Annotated in this window: 15 protein-coding genes; 9 read left to right on the top strand and 6 right to left on the bottom strand. The window is 70.1% G+C overall.

The features are described from left to right. Positions 1-61: 61 nt before the first annotated feature. From SPR02S_RS13590 to rsmI, 4 genes are all read right to left on the bottom strand, one after another. On the bottom strand, positions 62-1,372 hold the full coding sequence (locus SPR02S_RS13590; protein WP_019057516.1) for a resuscitation-promoting factor: 1,311 nt from the start codon (positions 1,370-1,372) through the stop codon (positions 62-64). Between the two features lie 120 nt (positions 1,373-1,492). Continuing rightward, positions 1,493-2,407: a TatD family hydrolase gene (locus SPR02S_RS13585; protein WP_026150505.1), complete on the bottom strand. Its 915-nt coding sequence runs from the start codon at positions 2,405-2,407 to the stop codon at positions 1,493-1,495. Between the two features lie 50 nt (positions 2,408-2,457). After that, entirely contained in the window at positions 2,458-2,901 is a 444-nt protein-coding gene (locus SPR02S_RS13580; protein ID WP_019057514.1) for a hypothetical protein, read from the bottom strand. Positions 2,902-3,441: 540 nt separating this feature from the next. After that, positions 3,442-4,302 (bottom strand): 16S rRNA (cytidine(1402)-2'-O)-methyltransferase, encoded by an 861-nt coding sequence (gene rsmI, locus SPR02S_RS13575; RefSeq protein ID WP_019057513.1) that lies wholly within the window; start codon positions 4,300-4,302, stop codon positions 3,442-3,444. Positions 4,303-4,364: 62 nt separating this feature from the next. Between rsmI and SPR02S_RS13570 the strand changes: the two genes are divergently transcribed. After that, complete coding sequence (locus SPR02S_RS13570; RefSeq protein ID WP_026150504.1) at positions 4,365-6,116, top strand: dolichyl-phosphate-mannose--protein mannosyltransferase; 1,752 nt, start codon at positions 4,365-4,367, stop codon at positions 6,114-6,116. A 75-nt stretch (positions 6,117-6,191) separates the two neighbouring features. Here the strand turns inward: SPR02S_RS13570 and SPR02S_RS55675 are convergent, their stop codons facing one another. Then, positions 6,192-6,608, bottom strand: a complete 417-nt coding sequence (locus tag SPR02S_RS55675) for an RICIN domain-containing protein (RefSeq protein ID WP_019057511.1) — start codon at positions 6,606-6,608, stop codon at positions 6,192-6,194. Positions 6,609-6,978: 370 nt separating this feature from the next. Between SPR02S_RS55675 and SPR02S_RS13560 the strand changes: the two genes are divergently transcribed. Together SPR02S_RS13560 and SPR02S_RS13555 are read left to right on the top strand one after the other, a co-directional pair. Then, positions 6,979-8,610 (top strand): penicillin-binding transpeptidase domain-containing protein, encoded by a 1,632-nt coding sequence (locus tag SPR02S_RS13560; RefSeq protein ID WP_019057510.1) that lies wholly within the window; start codon positions 6,979-6,981, stop codon positions 8,608-8,610. A gap of 124 nt (positions 8,611-8,734) precedes the next feature. Continuing rightward, on the top strand, positions 8,735-10,414 hold the full coding sequence (locus SPR02S_RS13555; protein WP_019057509.1) for a penicillin-binding transpeptidase domain-containing protein: 1,680 nt from the start codon (positions 8,735-8,737) through the stop codon (positions 10,412-10,414). Between the two features lie 42 nt (positions 10,415-10,456). Here SPR02S_RS13555 and SPR02S_RS13550 read toward each other — a convergent pair whose 3' ends face one another. Next, positions 10,457-10,813: an SsgA family sporulation/cell division regulator gene (locus tag SPR02S_RS13550; protein ID WP_019057508.1), complete on the bottom strand. Its 357-nt coding sequence runs from the start codon at positions 10,811-10,813 to the stop codon at positions 10,457-10,459. Positions 10,814-10,983: 170 nt separating this feature from the next. On the opposite strand from SPR02S_RS13550, the gene SPR02S_RS13545 reads away from it, so the two are divergent. The 6 genes from SPR02S_RS13545 (at position 10,984) to SPR02S_RS13520 (ending at position 16,855) form a co-directional block, all read left to right on the top strand. After that, complete coding sequence (locus SPR02S_RS13545; RefSeq protein ID WP_026150502.1) at positions 10,984-12,018, top strand: energy-coupling factor ABC transporter permease; 1,035 nt, start codon at positions 10,984-10,986, stop codon at positions 12,016-12,018. A 1-nt stretch (position 12,019) separates the two neighbouring features. Beyond that, positions 12,020-12,781: a cobalt ECF transporter T component CbiQ gene (cbiQ, locus tag SPR02S_RS13540; RefSeq protein WP_019057506.1), complete on the top strand. Its 762-nt coding sequence runs from the start codon at positions 12,020-12,022 to the stop codon at positions 12,779-12,781. After that, positions 12,769-13,533: an energy-coupling factor ABC transporter ATP-binding protein gene (locus SPR02S_RS13535; RefSeq protein ID WP_026150501.1), complete on the top strand. Its 765-nt coding sequence runs from the start codon at positions 12,769-12,771 to the stop codon at positions 13,531-13,533. The genes cbiQ and SPR02S_RS13535 overlap by 13 nt, the downstream gene beginning before the upstream one ends. A gap of 112 nt (positions 13,534-13,645) precedes the next feature. Next, complete coding sequence (locus SPR02S_RS13530) at positions 13,646-14,110, top strand: organic hydroperoxide resistance protein (RefSeq protein WP_019057504.1); 465 nt, start codon at positions 13,646-13,648, stop codon at positions 14,108-14,110. A 35-nt stretch (positions 14,111-14,145) separates the two neighbouring features. Further along, on the top strand, positions 14,146-15,309 hold the full coding sequence (locus SPR02S_RS13525; RefSeq protein WP_019057503.1) for a serine hydrolase domain-containing protein: 1,164 nt from the start codon (positions 14,146-14,148) through the stop codon (positions 15,307-15,309). A gap of 67 nt (positions 15,310-15,376) precedes the next feature. Then, entirely contained in the window at positions 15,377-16,855 is a 1,479-nt protein-coding gene (locus SPR02S_RS13520; RefSeq protein ID WP_019057502.1) for a purple acid phosphatase family protein, read from the top strand. Positions 16,856-16,876 lie beyond the last annotated feature (21 nt).

The raw sequence follows: 16,876 nt of genomic DNA, 5'->3' as shown, positions 1-16,876 counted from the left end.
GATACAGCCCCGCGCCCCTAGGGGATGGGGGCTGCGCCCCCTATCCCCTATTCGCCATCCCTCAGCCGTGCAGGCGCGTCCCGCAATGCGGCCACGGGCTCGAACCCCGTCGCACGTACAGCCTCTTCGCTCGGAACGTCTGTTCCTCCGCGCTCGCGTCCTGGGGGCGACCGCTGCCGCCCAGGCTGTGCCAGGTGTGGGTGTCGAACTGGTAGAGGCCGCCGTAGGTGCCCGACGGGTCCACCGCGCCGGGGCGGCCGCCGGACTCGCACGTCGCCAGGCCGTGCCAGTTCAGCTGATCCGCGCCCTGGACCGACGTGGGCATCGGCTTCGTGCCGACCTTGACCAGCTGCGAGCGCGGCTCCCGCACCAGTTCGTCGTCCACTCGCCGCGGCTTCTCCTTGACGCCGTTGACCGTGCGGAGGGCGTAGGTGACGCGGCGCAGGCCGGGGTGGCCGGCTCGTTCGACGACCTCCGTGCCCTTGAAGAGGGTCGGGTCGTCGGTGCGTTCCACCTTGAAGGGGATCGCCTCCTCGCGGACCTCGCGCGTCCCCGTCACCCGCAGGACCGTGATCGTCTGGCCGTCGCGCGGGAAGCTGTCCGGCGGGACCGACGTGGTGTCCTCGCCGTGCAGGCCTACGCCGGCTTCCTGGACCGCCTCGCCGACCGTCGCCGCGTTGGTGCGGATCGTGCGGGCGCGGCCGTCGGCCATGATCGTGACGGTGCGTTCGGTACGCACGTCGAGGGCGAGTCCGGCGCGGCCGATGGGCTGGGAGCGCGAGGTCGAGACGTAGGCGCCCTCGGCCCGTACGCCGAGTTGTTCGAGGGCTCCGTCGACCGTGCGTGCCGTCGTCCACACCTCGCGCCGCTGCCCGTCGATGGTGAGGCGCACGGGGCGGCCGTAGCGGACCGCGACCTCGTCGCCGCTGGCGAGGGGCGCGTCGCGGCCGGGGGCCACCACGTCGTGGGCGCCGACGTCGACGCCCTGCTGGGCGAGGAGTTCGGTGACGTCGTCGGCGAAGGTGTGCAGGGTGCGCGGCTTGCCGTCGACGTTCAGCTCGATCGCCTTGTCCTTGGCGACGAACGCGGTGGTGCCGCCGGCGAGGAACGCGACGACCAGCGCCTGCGGGACCAGCCGCCGCATCGCCGAGCCGGAGTCCGGGCGGTCGGCTCTTCGGCGCCGCCCGTGCCGTGCCGGTGTCTCGCTCGCCGGCTCCGCGGTGCCCGCCTGGCGCGGGAACACGGGTTCGTGCGCCTCGTAGGCAGGCCGGTACGTGTCCTCGTACACCTCGGTGTGCCCGTCGGTGTACACATCGGCGCGTACACCGCGGTCGTACGTCTCGTAGGTCTCGTAGGTCTCGTATTTGCTCACGCCGACACGCTCCAGAAGGCCAGAAGGGTCCGGATCGGGCCAACAGAACCTAGCGGAGCGACCGTCACTCTCCAAAGCGACGCGGCTACCCAGAGTTGTGTTCGATGCGTTCTGGAAGGCTCAATAGGCGAACGCCCGGGCCGTGTTGGCGGCCAGCGCCGTCGCCAGCGCGTCCTCCTCGATGCCCCGTACGGCCGCCATCGCGCGCACCGTGACCGGAATGAGATAGGGGGCGTTGGGCCGTCCGCGGTACGGGGCGGGAGTGAGGAAGGGCGCGTCGGTCTCCACCAGGACCAGCTCCAGGGGGGCCACGGCGAGCGCGTCCCGCAGGTTCTGGGCGTTCTTGAAGGTGACGGTGCCGGCGAAGGACATGAAGTACCCGGCGCGGGCGCAGAGTTCGGCCATCTCGGCGTCGCCTGAGTAGCAGTGGAAGACGGTCCTCTCGGGGGCGCCTTCCTCCTTGAGGACGCGCAGGACGTCGGCGTGGGCGTCGCGGTCGTGGATGACCAGGGCCTTGCCGTGCCGCTTGGCGATCTCGATGTGCGCGCGGAACGACTGCTCCTGCGCCGCCTTGCCCTCGGGCCCGGTGCGGAAGTAGTCGAGGCCGGTCTCACCGACGCCCTTGACCTGCGGGAGTCCGGCGAGGCGGTCGATCTCCGCGAGGGCTTCCTCCAGGGCCGCCTCACCACCGGGTACGCGCGCTCCCTGCCGGGACCAGCCGTCGGGGTCGCCGTGGACTATGCGCGGGGCCTCGTTCGGGTGCAGGGCGACCGTCGCGTGGACGGAGTCGTGGCGGGCGGCCGTCTCGGCGGCCCAGCGCGAGCCCTTCACATCGCATCCGACCTGGACGAGCGTCGTCACACCGACCGACGCGGCCTTGGCGAGCGCCTCGTCCACCGTGCCGGACTGCATGTCGAGGTGGGTGTGGGAGTCGGCGACGGCCACCCGGAGGGGTTCCGGGAGCGGCGGCGCCGCGTTCTTCTCGCGGCCGCTACTGCTACCACTGCCGCTACGGCTGTCGTTGGAGGAAGGCATGCCCCGATCCTACGAAAGGGGCATGCCGCCCGGTCGTCGGAGCCGCTCGGTCAGCTCGCCTTGCGGTGGAACGGGTGCAGGAGGTCGGACAGGTGCCAGTGGTGGTCCGTGCGCTCCGGCAGCGGTGTCACGGCGGCGTCATCGCCCGCGCCGTTCTCCGCACCCTCGACCGGCGCCGCGGTGGCCGCCCGGGGCCGCGGCGCCTGGTACTGCCGCTGCGCGGCCTCCCGTACCGACGACACCTGGCCCGCGCGCATGATGCGCACGACATGCCCGTCGCAGTTGAGGCAGGCGGGCCGGCTGAGCGGTGACGGCACGACCTGACCCTCCGCCACGTACATCACGAACTGGTGGCCGTCGGTGTCGACGTGGTGCTCTATCTCGTACGACTGCTCCCAGCCGTGCCCGCACCGCATGCAGGCGAAGGAGTACGACTCGTTGACCACGGCCGTGGCAGCGCCACGGACGCCGGTCTGCCCTGCGATCTCACTCATGCCAGCTCCTGCTTGCTTTCCGCTGGACCAGGTCCTGTCGTCACATTCCCGTCGTCCGCCCGGAGGGCGGGCCCGGAGGGCGGGCCCGGAGGGCGGGCCCGGAGACGTCAGGTGCGTGCTCTCGGCGTGCCGGGCCCTGACCCGCGTACTGGACGTACTCGGGTCTGGGCCCGGTGCGGCGAGTGGGGGCACCTCCCACGCCCTTAAGGCAGTGGGGGAGCGTGCATGGCGTCTCCGGGCAGACGGGAATGTGACGACAGGGCCTGGGCGCCCCGGCGAGGGGATTCCCCCCGGAATCCCGTTGGAGGCGAGGGACGGGTGCGTCCCTTCATCCAGTGGACGCCTCCGGCAGGGCGAATGCATCAGTCCTGTCGACTGTTGGAGGCGATTTGGACTTTCCTTGTCGAATCGCCCCGTCAAGCCGGTCCGGGCTTTGCATTTCGTGACCGCGCTTTGCCCCGCCATGGGGCGCGCGCTCATCGGAACAGCGCCCCGCTCAGAGGAAGCTTTCCCGCAGGTCAGAGGGTTTTTTGCGCAAGCTCAGAGGGGTTTTTGCGCAGACTTCGCCGCCACCACGGCATCGAACACCTCGCGCTTGGGAACGCCTGCCTCGACGGCCACGGCGGCGATCGCCTCTTTACGTCGCTCCCCCGCCTCCTCGCGCACCCGCACCCGCCGTACCAGCTCGTCGGCGCTCAGTTCCTCGGCCTTCTCCGGGGCGCCTTCGACGACGACGGTGATCTCCCCGCGCACACCCTCCGCCGCCCATTCCGCCAGCTCGCCAACCGGGCCGCGCTTGATCTCCTCGTACGTCTTCGTCAGCTCCCGGCAGACGGCGGCCCGCCGCTCGGCGCCGAACACCTCGGCCATCGCGGCGAGGGTGTCGTCGAGCCGGTGCGGGGCCTCGAAGTAGACGAGGGTGCGCCGTTCCCCGGCCACCTCCCGCAGCCGCGACAACCGCTCACCGGCCTTCCTCGGCAGGAACCCCTCGAAGCAGAACCGGTCCACCGGCAGCCCGGACAGCGCGAGCGCGGTGAGCACGGCGGACGGTCCCGGTACGGCGGTGACCTTGATGTCCTTCTCCACGGCGGCGGCGACCAGCCGGTACCCCGGGTCGGACACGGACGGCATCCCGGCATCGGTCACCAGCAGCACGCGCGAGCCGCCGAGCAGCGCCTCGACCAACTCCGGTGTCCGCGCGGCCTCGTTGCCCTCGAAGTACGACACGACCCGCCCCTTGGGCTGCACCCCCAGCGCCTGCGTGAGCCGCCGGAGCCGTCGCGTGTCCTCGGCGGCGACCACATCGGCACCCGCCAACTCCTCGGCGAGCCGCGGCGGAGCGTCCGCGATGTCGCCGATGGGGGTGCCGGCAAGGACCAGAGTTCCGGGAGCAACTGTCACGTTTCCATCCTCTCAGGGGAGAGAGGCGGGACTCACACAGCCCTGTTCCCTACGATGGCGCGGTGACCAGTACAGCGTCGTCCATGGACTCCACGGACACCCGGCAAGGGCAGGCCCCGCAAGACCAGCGGCCGTCGTGGCAGCAGCGGCTGCGCCGATTCGGCTACTCGGCGGGGCCCAGAAGCGACGTACGCGACCGGCTGGTGCCGCCGTACGCGGAGCCCAGCCCGCGGCTGTGGGCGGCGCTGGGCTTCTCGCCTGGGCTCGTCGACCGCATCACCCGCTGGTCGGGCTGGGGCGGTCCGCTGCTGGTCACGCTCATGGCGGGCGTGATGCGCTTCTACCACCTGGGCAGCCCGAAGGCGGTGATATTCGACGAGACGTACTACGCGAAGGACGCGTGGGCGCTGGTCCACCGCGGCTTCGAGGTCAATTGGGACAAGAACGCCAACGACCTGATCCTCCAGCACAACGGTCACATCCCCATCCCGACGGACGCTGCCTATGTCGTGCACCCGCCGGTCGGCAAGTACGTCATCGGCCTCGGCGAGCTGATCTTCGGCTTCAACCCCTTCGGCTGGCGCTTCATGACGGCGCTGCTGGGCACGCTCGCGATCCTGATGCTGTGCCGCATCGGCCGCCGCCTGTTCCGCTCCACGTTCCTGGGCTGTGTCGCGGGCGTCATGATGTCGCTCGACGGCCTGGCCTTCGTGATGGCCCGCACCTCGCTGCTCGACGGCGTGCTGATGTTCTTCGTGGTGGCCGCGTTCGGCTGCCTGCTCCTGGACCGGGACAGGGCCCGGGCGAAACTCGCGGCAGCGCTACCGATCGACGCCGACGGCCGGGTCCGCCCCGACGCCCACATCGCCGACACCCTCTCCCTCGGCTGGCGCCCCTGGCGCTGGATGGCCGGTCTGACGCTCGGCCTCGCGATGGCCACCAAGTGGAACGGCATGTTCTACGCCGCCGCCTTCGTGGTGATGGCCGTGCTCTGGGACGTCGGCTCCCGCAAGGTCGCGGGCGCGAGCAAGCCGTATGCCGCGGTCCTCAAGCACGACGTGGGCCTCGCCTTCATCTCCACCGCCCCGGTCGCGATCTCGGTCTACGTCCTGTCCTGGCTCGGCTGGATCCTCTCCCCCGCCAACGGCACCGGCGGCTACTTCCGCAACTGGGCGGCCACCGACGGCAAGGGCGGCTTCTGGAGCCAGTACATGCCGGACTGGGCGCGCAGCCTGTGGCACTACGAGCACGAGGTCTACGAGTTCAACGTCGGCCTGCACTCCCCGCACACGTACATGTCCAACCCCTGGAGCTGGCTGGTCGACGGCCGCCCGGTCTCGTACTTCTACGAGTCCCCCTCCCCCGGCGCGGACGGCTGCCCGGCGAGCGCGGGCGAGAAGTGCGCCCGCGAGGTCCTCGCGATCGGCACCCCGCTCCTCTGGTGGGCGGCCTGCTTCGCGCTCCTGTACGTCCTGTGGCGCTGGGCGTTCCGCCGCGACTGGCGCGCGGGCGCGATCGCCTGCGGCGTCGCGGCCGGCTACCTCCCCTGGTTCATGTACCAGGACCGCACGATCTTCTTCTTCTACTCCATCGTCTTCCTCCCGTTCCTCTGCCTCGCGGTCGCGATGCTGATCGGCGCGGTCATCGGCCCCCCGAACTCCAGCGAGACCCGCCGGGTCGCGGGCGCGGTGGGCGCGGGCGTCCTGGTCCTGCTGATCACGTGGAACTTCATCTACTTCTGGCCGCTGTACACGGGGACGGCGATTCCCATCGACCAGTGGCGGTCGCGAATGTGGCTGGATACGTGGGTCTAGCTGGGCAGACGCAGCAAGGGGGCGTGGCGATCCGCCGCGTCCCCTTGGTCGTTGCCGGCCGTTGGCAGTTCGGGGTCAGGAACGGTTCCACTGCATATACGTGGCGTCGCTGATGCAGGTGTACTGCATCATCTGGGCGCGGTCGACCGAGCTGAAGTTGTACGGAGTCAGGCACTTGCCGCTGTGCCGGGCGACGAGCAGCGGCCAGTTGGAGCGCGTGCTCGACCGCGTGGTCCACTGCTGGTTGTACCCGCCGTTGCAGTCGTTGATCTGAAGGACCGCGTAGTTGTCCTGGCTCGAATTCACGACCTCCATGCATCGGCCGCTGCTCGCGACGACCATCTGGAAATAGCCGCTGTCGGTCGCCCGCGGCGACCACTGCTGGTTGACGGTTCCGTTGCAGGTGTACTGCTGGACTATGGAGCCGTTGGCCTGGCCTGCTACGTCCAGGCACTTGCTGTAATAGAAGAGCTGGTACTGGTAGTAGGTCACGGACTGAGGGCTGACGGTCGAGGTGTCCGCGCTTGCCGGGGAGGTAAAGGTCAGGACGGAGAGGGACGCCGCAGCTAACGCCGCGAGTCTGGTAGCCGTCTTCCGGAGGGCGTGTCTTCTCATGCCGGTGATCTCCTCTTCGTTGACTCCGATGCCGTGCGGTGGCGACGCTTCCTTCGAAACACGTCGAACGATCGGTGAACAGCGTGGTGCGCCAGGGGTTGCCTGTCGCCCTCTGTTCCGCTCAGCGGACCAGGACACGTGGATCCAGGAAGCGGTCTCTGTTAGGACAACAAAAGGCAACACCCCTCACAGCTTTCCCCCACGCCACTTACAGTCGGAGGACTGACAACGGGGAGGGAACAGCGTCATGCGCAAGGGGGTAAAGGCCACCGTCATCGGCAGTGTGTTCGCCGTGATGGTCGGCGGGGCGGGGTACGGGGCGTTCAACGTCGTATCCGCGTTGGATGGTTCGGACGGGATCGGCGGGGTCAGTGGTTCCACGGCCAAGAAGACCGGACCGCCCAGCAGCAGTGAGGTCGAGGAGACGACGAAGAAGTTCTTCGCGGCCTGGGAGGGCGGGGAGTCGGTGACCGCCGCGTCGTACACGAACAACGACGCCGCCGCCGACCTCGTGCTGGAGTCCTACAGCGGGGCCGGTCACATCACCAAGGTGAAGATCACGCCCGGTACGGCGACCGGGGCCACCGTGCCGTTCACGGTGAAGGCAACGGTGTCGTACGACGGGAAGTCCAAGCCGCTCAGTTACCAGAGCCAACTGACCGTCGTACGCGGCAAGACCACCGGGCGGGCCCTGGTCGACTGGCAACCGACAGTCGTCCACCCGGAGTTGAAGACCGGCGACACCTTCGTCACCGGGGAGTCCGCGAGCCCGGCGATCGAGGCCGTGGACCGGAACGGGACCGTGCTGACGAAGGAGAAGTATCCGTCGCTCGGGCCGATACTCGACGAGTTGCGCGACAAGTACGGTGACAAGGCGGGCGGTACGCCCGGTATCGAGCTGTCGATCAAGCACGAGGCCGCGGACTCGGCCGACACCACGCTGCTGACCCTGGAGAAGGGCAAGGCCGGCAAGGTGCGCACCACGCTCAACGCCACCGCGCAGGCCGCCGCCGAGAAGGCCGTGACGAAGTACTCGGAGTCGTCGATCGTGGCTCTACAGCCCAGCACCGGGCAGGTGCTGGCGATCGCCAACAACCGCAACGACGGCTTCAACGCCGCGTTCCTGGGGCAGTTGGCGCCCGGCTCGACGATGAAGATCATCAGCGCCGCCACACTCATCGACACCGGGCTGACCTCGATGAACGGCTCGGCGCCCTGCCCGCCCACCGCGACCTGGCAGAGCCAGACCTTCCACAACCTGACGGGCCTGTCCCCGGACGAGGGCGCGACCCTCTCCGACAGCTTCGCCCGCTCCTGCAACACGGCCTTCGTGAAGTTCGCCGACGACGTCAAGGTGGACTCCCTCACCACGGAGGCCCAGGACCGGTTCGGGCTCGGCCGGGACAACTGGAAGACCGGCATCCCGTCCTTCGACGGCTCGGTCCCCGCGTCCGGCGGCCCGGACACCGCGGCCAACCTGATCGGCCAGGGCCAGGTGCAGATGAGCCCGCTGAACATGGCATCGGTGACGGCGACCGCGAAGACGGGCACGTTCCGCCAGCCGATCCTCGTCGCGCAGAGCCTCGACGGCCGCCCCCTGGCCACCGCCAAGGGCCTGTCGGCGAGTACGTCGGCCCAGCTGCGGGCGATGATGAACCGCACCGCGACCAGCGGCACCGCGGCCGGCATCATGTCCGGGCTCGGCGGCAGCATCGGCGCGAAGACGGGGTCCGCCGAGGTGGACGGGCAGTCCAAGTCCAACAGTTGGTTCACCGGTTACCGCAACGACGTCGCGGCGGCGGCCATGACCCAGGACGGCGGCCACGGCATCGACGCGGCCGGCCCGATCGTCCGGGCCGTACTGGCGGCAGGTGGCTGATCTCACTCCGCGGGGAAACGAACTCACCCGCACAGGACGGGACTCTAGGGTGGGCCTCGTCGTTGGGGTGTGAGAGGGCCGAGGGCGGCGGGGGCCCAAAGGGATTCGCGGAGGATCGGGAACTGTGGGCACGAGGGGCAAGAAAAAGGTCGTCGGCGAGCGGCGCAAGGCCAGACCCGCCGTCGTCGGCGGGGTGATCGCCGCGGCCGTCGTCGGCGCGGGCGTCGGCGCCTACGCGCTGTACGACGGCGGGGCGTCGGCCGAGGCACGCACGTCGACCACCGCCGACCACAAGGCCATCAAGACGGGCCCGTTGTCGGCGACCGAGGTGCAGACGACCGCGAAGCGCTTCCTCACCGACTGGCAGTCGGGCAAGGTCGCCCAGGCCGCCGCCACGACCGACAAGTCGACGGCGGCCACCGCCCTGCTCACCGGCTACACGAAGAACGCCCACATGAAGGGCATCACCGTCACCGAGGGCGCCCGCACCGGCGCCAAGGTGCCCTTCTCCGTGAAGTGCACGGTGTCGTACAAGGGCATCAACAAGCCCATGACGTACGCCACTTCACTCACCGTCGTGCGCAGCGCGAAGGACGGCAAGCCGTACGTCCAGTGGCACGCCTCCGTCGTCCACCCCGACCTCGCGGACGGCGACACTCTGGTGACCGGCGAGTCCGGCACCCCGCCGATCAAGGCCTACGACCGTGACGGCGGCGAGCTGACGACCGCCAAGTACCCGTCCCTGGGGCCGGTGTTGGACGGGCTGCGGGAGAAGTTCGGCAAGAAGGCCGGCGGCAAGGCGGGCATCGAACTCCAGGTCGTCCGGGGCAAGAAGTCCAAGCAGTCCGACAAGACCCTCGTCGAGCTGAGCAAGGGCACGCCGGGCAAGGTGAAGACGACGCTCAGCCCGACCCTCCAGGCGGCGGCCGAAACACAGGTCGGCAAGCAGAAGAACTCCTCGGTCGTGATGATGCGCCCGTCGACCGGCGAGATCCTGGCCGTCGCGAACGCCTCGCACGGCTTCAACGTGGCCTTCCAGGGCTCCCTCGCCCCCGGTTCCACGATGAAGGTCGTGACGTCGACGATGCTCTTCGAGAAGAACCTGATCACCCCGGACGCGTCGCACCCCTGCCCCAAGACGTACAAGCTCGCGGGCTGGACCTTCCACAACGACGACGACTCGGAGATCAAGAAGGGCACGTTCAAGATGGCCTTCGGGGCCTCCTGCAACAACGCCTTCATCAACTTCGCGCCCAAGTTGTCCAACAGCGACCTGACGACAGAGGCCCAGCAGGTCTACGGCCTCGGCATGAACAACTGGGCCATCGGCGTCCCCACCTTCGACGGCTCGGTCCCGGTGCAGAGCGGCGCGCAGATGGGCGCCTCGCTGATCGGCCAGGGCGGGGTCCGCATGAACCCGCTGAACATGGCGTCGGTCGCCTCGACGGTCGACACGGGCACCTTCCACCAGCCGTACCTGGTCTCCGCGACGGTCGACGGCCGCACGCTGGCGAAGGCCTCGCGCACGATGTCGTCGACGACGCAGTCCGAGCTGAAGGAGGTCATGAAGTACACGGCCGACTACGGCACGGCGGCCGAGGCGATGTCCGGGCTCGGTCCGGACTACGGCGCGAAGACCGGCTCGGCGGAGGTCGACGGCCAGAAGAAGCCCAACGGCTGGTTCACCGCGTACAAGGGCGACCTGGCCGCCGCCGGTGTGGTCCAGGCGGGCGGCCACGGCGGCGACACGGCGGGCCCGATCGTGGCGGCGCTGCTCAAGCTGGGCAGCAGCCTCGGCGGCTGAACCTCCGTGCCCCTACGGGGAGTTCAGGTCCCGACGGGGAGTTCAGGTCCCGACGGGCGTGGTGGCGGCCGTATAGGTGCGCCGCAGGAACCGCATGATCGTCTTCGTCTCGAACTGGACGACGGAGACGCCCTGTTCGGAGTGGAACTCCACCACGGCCTGCACCCGCCCGCACGGCCACACCCGCACCTCGCCGCTGCCGGCCGGGGCCCGCAGCCCCTGCTCCAGCAGCTCCCGGTCGAAGGTCCATTCATGCGGTCCGGGCAGGCCGATACGGACGGCTCGGGGATCGGATTCGGGGTCGTACCGCAGGACGACGGGGACCGCGTCAGCATCCAGCCGGTCCACGTCCTCGTCGGTGACGATATGGGCTCGCGCGTACTGTTCGACTACGGACATCGGGCGGCCCCTTACGCTGAGTGACCTGCGTGAAAGCTATGCATCCGCTTCCACTACCCAAATGTCGCACATTTTCTCGGGAGCGCCCTCCGGGGCGATAGATCTCACATATCGGCAAGAGACTCCCTCGCTCTTGCAAAGGACTCGCAACAAGCATCTAAAATCATCCCGTGCATGTGCCTGACGGATTCATCGACGCCCCCATATCCGCCGCGACCGCCGTGGTCGCCGCCGGCGCCATCGCCGTGAGCCTGCGCGGCGCCCGCCGCGAACTCGACGAGCGGACCGCGCCGCTGGCGGGCCTGGTCGCCGCGTTCATCTTCGCCGTGCAGATGCTCAACTTCCCGGTCGCGGCCGGCACCAGCGGCCACCTGCTGGGCGGCGCGCTGGCAGCGATCCTGGTCGGCCCCTACACAGGCGTCCTCTGCGTCTCGGTCGTCCTCCTCATGCAGGGCATCCTGTTCGCGGACGGCGGCCTGACCGCGCTCGGCGTGAACATCACCGACATGGCGATCACGACGACGGTCGTGGCGTACGCCGTCTTCCGCGGCCTGGTGAAGGTCCTGCCCCGCACCCGCCGCTCGATCACCGCCGCGTCCTTCACCGCGGCCCTGCTCTCGGTCCCCGCGGCCGCCCTCGTCTTCACCCTCCTCTACTCGCTCGGCGGCACCACCGACGTCTCCCTCGCCAAGGTCGCCACCGCGATGATCGGCGTGCACCTCCTCATCGGCATCGGGGAGGCCGCGATCACCGCGCTGACGGTGGGCGCGGTGATCGCCGTACGCCCGGATCTGGTCTACGGCGCACGCGGCCTGGAGCAACGCCTCAAGCTGCGCGTGAACGGCGAACTCGTGGACGCGCCAGCGCAGTTGGAGCCGGTTTCCGCTGGGGGCGTCTCCCGCCGCAAGCTGTGGATCACCGGCCTGGTGGCCTCCCTCCTCCTCGCCGGTTTCGTGAGCTTCTACGCCTCCTCGAACCCCGACGGCCTGGAGAAGGTGGCCGCCGACCAGGGCATCGACCAGAAGGCGAAGGAGCACGCCTCGGCGGACTCCCCGCTGGCCGACTACGGCGTACGGGACGTCGACGACGCCCGGCTCTCCGGCGGCCTCGCGGGCGTGATCGGCGTGGGCGTCACGGTCGTGGCGGGCACCGGTGTCTTCTGGGCGGTCCGCAAGCGCCGTGGCACCACCTCGCAGGCGGCCTGACATGGGCGCGGGCCACGCCCACCGCCTCTACCGGCACGGCCACTCCCCCGTCCACACGCTCCCCCCGCACACCAAACTGGCCGCCGTCTTCGCCTTCGTGGTGATCGTGGTGTCGACCCCGCGCGAGGCGATGTGGGCGTTCGGCCTCTACGCCGCGCTGCTCGCCCTGGTCGCGTACGCGGCCCGCGTGCCCGCAGCCTTCCTCCTCCGCCGCCTGCTGATCGAGATCCCGTTCGTGGCGTTCGCGGTGTTGATGCCCTTCGTGGCGGAGGGCGACCAAGTCACCGTCCTGGGCGTGCAGTTGAGCGTGAACGGCCTCTGGGGCGCGTGGAACGTCCTCGCGAAGGGCACCCTGGGCGTAGCCGCCTCGGTCCTCCTCGCCGCGACCACGGAACTACGCGAACTCCTCCTGGGCCTCCAGCGATTGAAGCTCCCGCCCCTCCTCGTCCAGATCGCGTCCTTCATGATCCGCTACGGCGATGTCATCACGGACGAGATGCGGCGAATGCGGATCGCCCGCGAGTCACGGGGTTTCGAGGCCCGGGGCATCCGCCACTGGGGCGTGCTCGCGAAGTCGGCGGGCGCGTTGTTCATCCGCTCCTACGAGCGCGGGGAGCGGGTCCATCTGGCCATGGTGAGCCGGGGTTACGCGGGTTCCATGCCGGTGATCGACGAGGTGACCGCGGACCGGGCGCAGTGGTCGTACGCCCTCGCACTCCCGTCAGCCGCCCTTGTCGTATGCCTGTTGGGATGGACGCTGTGACCGATTCCCTTTCACTGGAGGTCTCTGGCCTCGCCTTCGCCTACCCCGACGGCCAACAGGCCCTGTTCGGCGTCGACTTCACCGTCGCACGCGGCGAACGGGTCGCCCTGCTCGGCCCGAACGGCGCCGGCAAGACCACCCTCGTGCTGCACCTCAACGGCATCCTCACGGCCGGCGCCGGGACGGTGACGGTGGCCGGACTCCCGGTCGGCAAGCGGCACATGGCGGAGATCAGGCGCCGGGTCGGGATCGTCTTCCAGGACCCCGACGACCAGCTCTTCATGCCAACGGTCCGCGAGGACGTGGCGTTCGGCCCGGCGGCGGCCGGGATGAAGGGCGCCGAGCTGGAGCAACGGGTGCGTACGGCACTGGAGTCGGTGGGGATGGCGGAGTTCGCGGACCGTCCCCCGCACCACCTGTCGTTCGGCCAGCGTCGCCGAGTAGCGGTGGCAACGGTCCTGGCGATGGAACCGGAGATCCTCGTCCTGGACGAGCCCTCCTCCAACCTCGACCCCGCCTCACGCCGCGAACTGGCCGACATCCTGCGGTCGTTGGACGTGACGGTCCTCATGGTCACGCACGACCTGCCGTACGCACTGGAGTTGTGCCCGCGCGCACTGATCCTCAGCGAGGGCGTGATCGCGGCGGACGGCAAGACCGCCGAACTCCTCTCCGACGACGCGTTGATGCGCGCCCATCGCCTGGAGCTGCCCTTCGGGTTCGACCCGCGGTCCGTGACAATGGGCGCGTGACGTTACCGGCGGTCATTACCCCCGGGTAGATACGGCTGTGCTACCGGTCAGTATCTTGGGCACGAAGGAGCCGCGCGCGCTCGTGCTTTCCGTCCCCGGGGGAGGTCCCGCCATGACCGACGACACCGCTGCCACCACTGACACCGCTGTCGACACCCGCCCGACGAAGATCATGTACGTCGCCGAGGCCACCGCCCACGGCGGCCGGGACGGCTTCGTCAGCAGCCTGGACGGCCAGCTCGCCCTCCAGGTCGCGATGCCTCCGGCGCTGGGCGGCGACGGCAACGGCACCAACCCCGAGCAGCTCTTCGCGGCCGGCTACAGCTCCTGCTTCCACAACGCGCTCGTCCTGGTCGGCCGTCGAGCGGGCTTCGACCTGACCGGTTCCACGGTCGCCGCGAAGGTGGGCATCGGCCCCAACAAGCAGAAGGGCTACGGCCTCGCGGTCGCCCTGAGCGTGTCCCTGCCGATCCTCGACCAGGGCATCGCGGCGAAGCTGGTGGACGCGGCGCACGAGGTCTGCCCGTACTCGAACGCGACCCGCGGGAACATCGACGTCACGATCCTGCTTGGTTGAGAGAGAGGCCGGACGGCAGAACCAGGAGCGCGGACGTGGACGTGAACGGCGTGGTGGCCGAGGGCTTCGAGCCGGTCAGGGATGCGTTCGTACGGAACTTCGAGGCGCGCGGGGACCGGGGCGCGGCGGTGACGGTGTACCGGCACGGACACCGGGTCGTAGATCTCTGGGCGGGCACGAAGGACGTCGACGGCACCGCACCCTGGAAACAGGACACGGCTCAGATCGTCCGCTCGGCGACGAAGGGCGTGGCGGCCGCCGTACTGCTCCTGCTGGCGCAGCGCGGGGAACTGGACCTGGACGCTCCGGTGGGCGAGTACTGGCCGGAGTACAAGACGGCCGGCAAGGAGCACACCCGGGTGTGGCACCTGCTGGCCCACCGCGCGGGCGTACCGGTACTGGACCACCCGCTGACCCCGGCGCAGGCCGCCGACCCGGTGCTGAGCGCTACGGCGGTGGCGGCGCAGGCGCCGGTGTGGGAGCCGGGCACGGACCACGGGTACCACGCGCAGACGTACAGCTGGCTGACCGGTGAGCTGGTGCGGCGGGTGACGGGCCGGTCGATCGGCGAGTTGATCGCGGACGAGATCGCGGGTCCGGTCGGGGCGGAGCTGTGGGTGGGACTGCCGGCGTCCTCGGCGGAACGGGTGGGCCGAGTCGCACAGCTGGAAGCCCCGACAAGGGACGCGAGCGCGCTCCGTATGCGCCCCAAGCGGTCGGTCTCCGAGGCGTACGCGAACCCCGATTCCCTCACCCGGCGCGCGTTCGGGGCGATCACCCCGATGCCGGACGAGAACGACCCGGCGTACCGGGCCGCCGAACTCCCCGCGTCGAACGGCATCGCGACGGCGGACGGACTGGCCCGCTGCTACGCGTCACTGATCGGTGAAGTGGACGGCGGGGTACGGCTGTTCACCCCCGAGACGGCCGAGCTGGCCCGCACGGAACGCTCCTCGGGCCCGGACCGCGTCCTCGTGATCAACACCCGTTTCGGCCTCGGCTACATGCTGCACGGCGGCGCGTCCCCGCTCTTCTCGGACGGCTCCTTCGGCCACCCGGGCCGGGGCGGCGCACTGGGCTTCGCCGACCCGGAGTCGGGCATCGCGTTCGGGTATGTGACGAATTCGTTCCGCAAGAGCGTTACGGCTGATCCACGGGCGCAGGCGCTGGTCAGGGCGGTGCGCACCGCCCTGTCGTAGCGCACTGGTACGGCTGCGGCCGTCGGCGACACGGCCGGCGTTCACGGCACTGGGGCAACAATGGGGTATGCGCTGCTGCATCTCGGCTCCCCTCGCGGCCCTCGCCGCGCTGCCCACTCCGTACGACGTCCTGCGCTCCGGAACGCTGCTCGCCCCGGCCCTGCTGCGTGCCGCCCACGCCGGTCTCCCGCGCGGCAGGTACCGCCAACCAGCCGCCGTCCACCTGGAGTTGGTGACACTCACCGAGGACAGCGCCATCATCACCTGGCACACCCGAACGCCGGGCACCGACGACGGCTTCGGCCACCCGCTCCCCGCGGTCACCGAGGGCGAGGTCGTCTACGGCACCCACCCGGCCCGGCTCAACCGCACCGCGGCCGAGGACCGGCCCACCGCGCACCACCAGGTGGAGCTGACCGGCCTGGAGCCCGGGCAGACGTACTACTACCGGGCGCGTTCCCGGGGCGTGACCGCCGTACCGACGCCGTTGCAGCACGTGCGCGGGAACGCCGTCGGCACCTCGCGGCACGGCCTCGCCTCCCTGACCGGCACGTACTCCTTCACCACGCCCCAGCCCCCGCCCGGCAGGCACCTGTTGTCCATCGCCCTCTGCAACGACCTGCACCTCGGCGAGACCACCGCGGGCCGCATGGCGGGCTTCCCCCTGCTGCGCGGGGTGTCGCAGGCGGCGGGCCTCGCCGCCTATCCGGAGATCATGACCCGGGCCCTGGTCGAGGAGGCCAAGCGGCGCGGGGCGGACGTCCTGCTCGCCGCCGGGGACATCTCGGCGGGCGGGTCGCCGCGGGACCTGGCCGAAGCCAGACGCATCCTGGACGGCTTCGGCACGCTCGGCCGGGACTACCTCGTCGTACGCGGCAACCACGACCGTGCGGGGAGCTCCGCCGACACGTTCCGCGAGGGGTTCCGCGAAGGCTTCGGCGGCGGTGACGGGCCCGGGTACTTCGCCCACGATCTCGGCGGGCTGCGGATCATCGGGCTCGACACGTATGCCAAGGCCGGCAACGGGGGTGACGCGGGTGGGCTCGGTGAGGAGCAGCTGTCCTGGTTCCGGGGCCGGCTCAGGGCCGAACCGGACCGGCCGACCGTCGTCTTCGGTCACCATCCGCTGACGGTACGGGACTCTGTGTTTCCGGTGACTCGGGGGCAGCAGCTGGATCGGCGGCAGGCGCGCGCGATCGTCGACGCGTATGCCTCGGCGCCGGGGGTTTTCCTGCACCACGCGGGCCATACCCACCGGAACAAGCGGACGCCGCTGGTGCGGGCGCCGCATGTCGTGCAGCAGGAGGTCACCGCCGCGAAGGACTATCCCGGGGGTTTTCTGCTGCTGCGGGTTCACTCCGGGGGTTACGCCCTCAACCACTACAAGGCCGGTGGGATCGAGGCGCGGGAGTGGGGGGAGCGGTCGCGGCGGGTGGCCGGGGGGTTGTGGCCGCATCATGCGCTGGGGCGGTCGGCGACGGATCGCAACAGCGTCAGGGCGCACGACTTGTCCGGAGTCGGCTCGCTGGGGGTGTCTGTCGGCTGAGGACGGAATGGGCGGAGTGTT

Origin of the sequence: Streptomyces prunicolor NBRC 13075, assembly GCF_000367365.1 — a bacterium.
Taxonomy (GTDB): Bacteria; Actinomycetota; Actinomycetes; order Streptomycetales; family Streptomycetaceae; genus Streptomyces; species Streptomyces prunicolor.
This window is presented reverse-complemented; position numbering and strand designations above follow the sequence as displayed.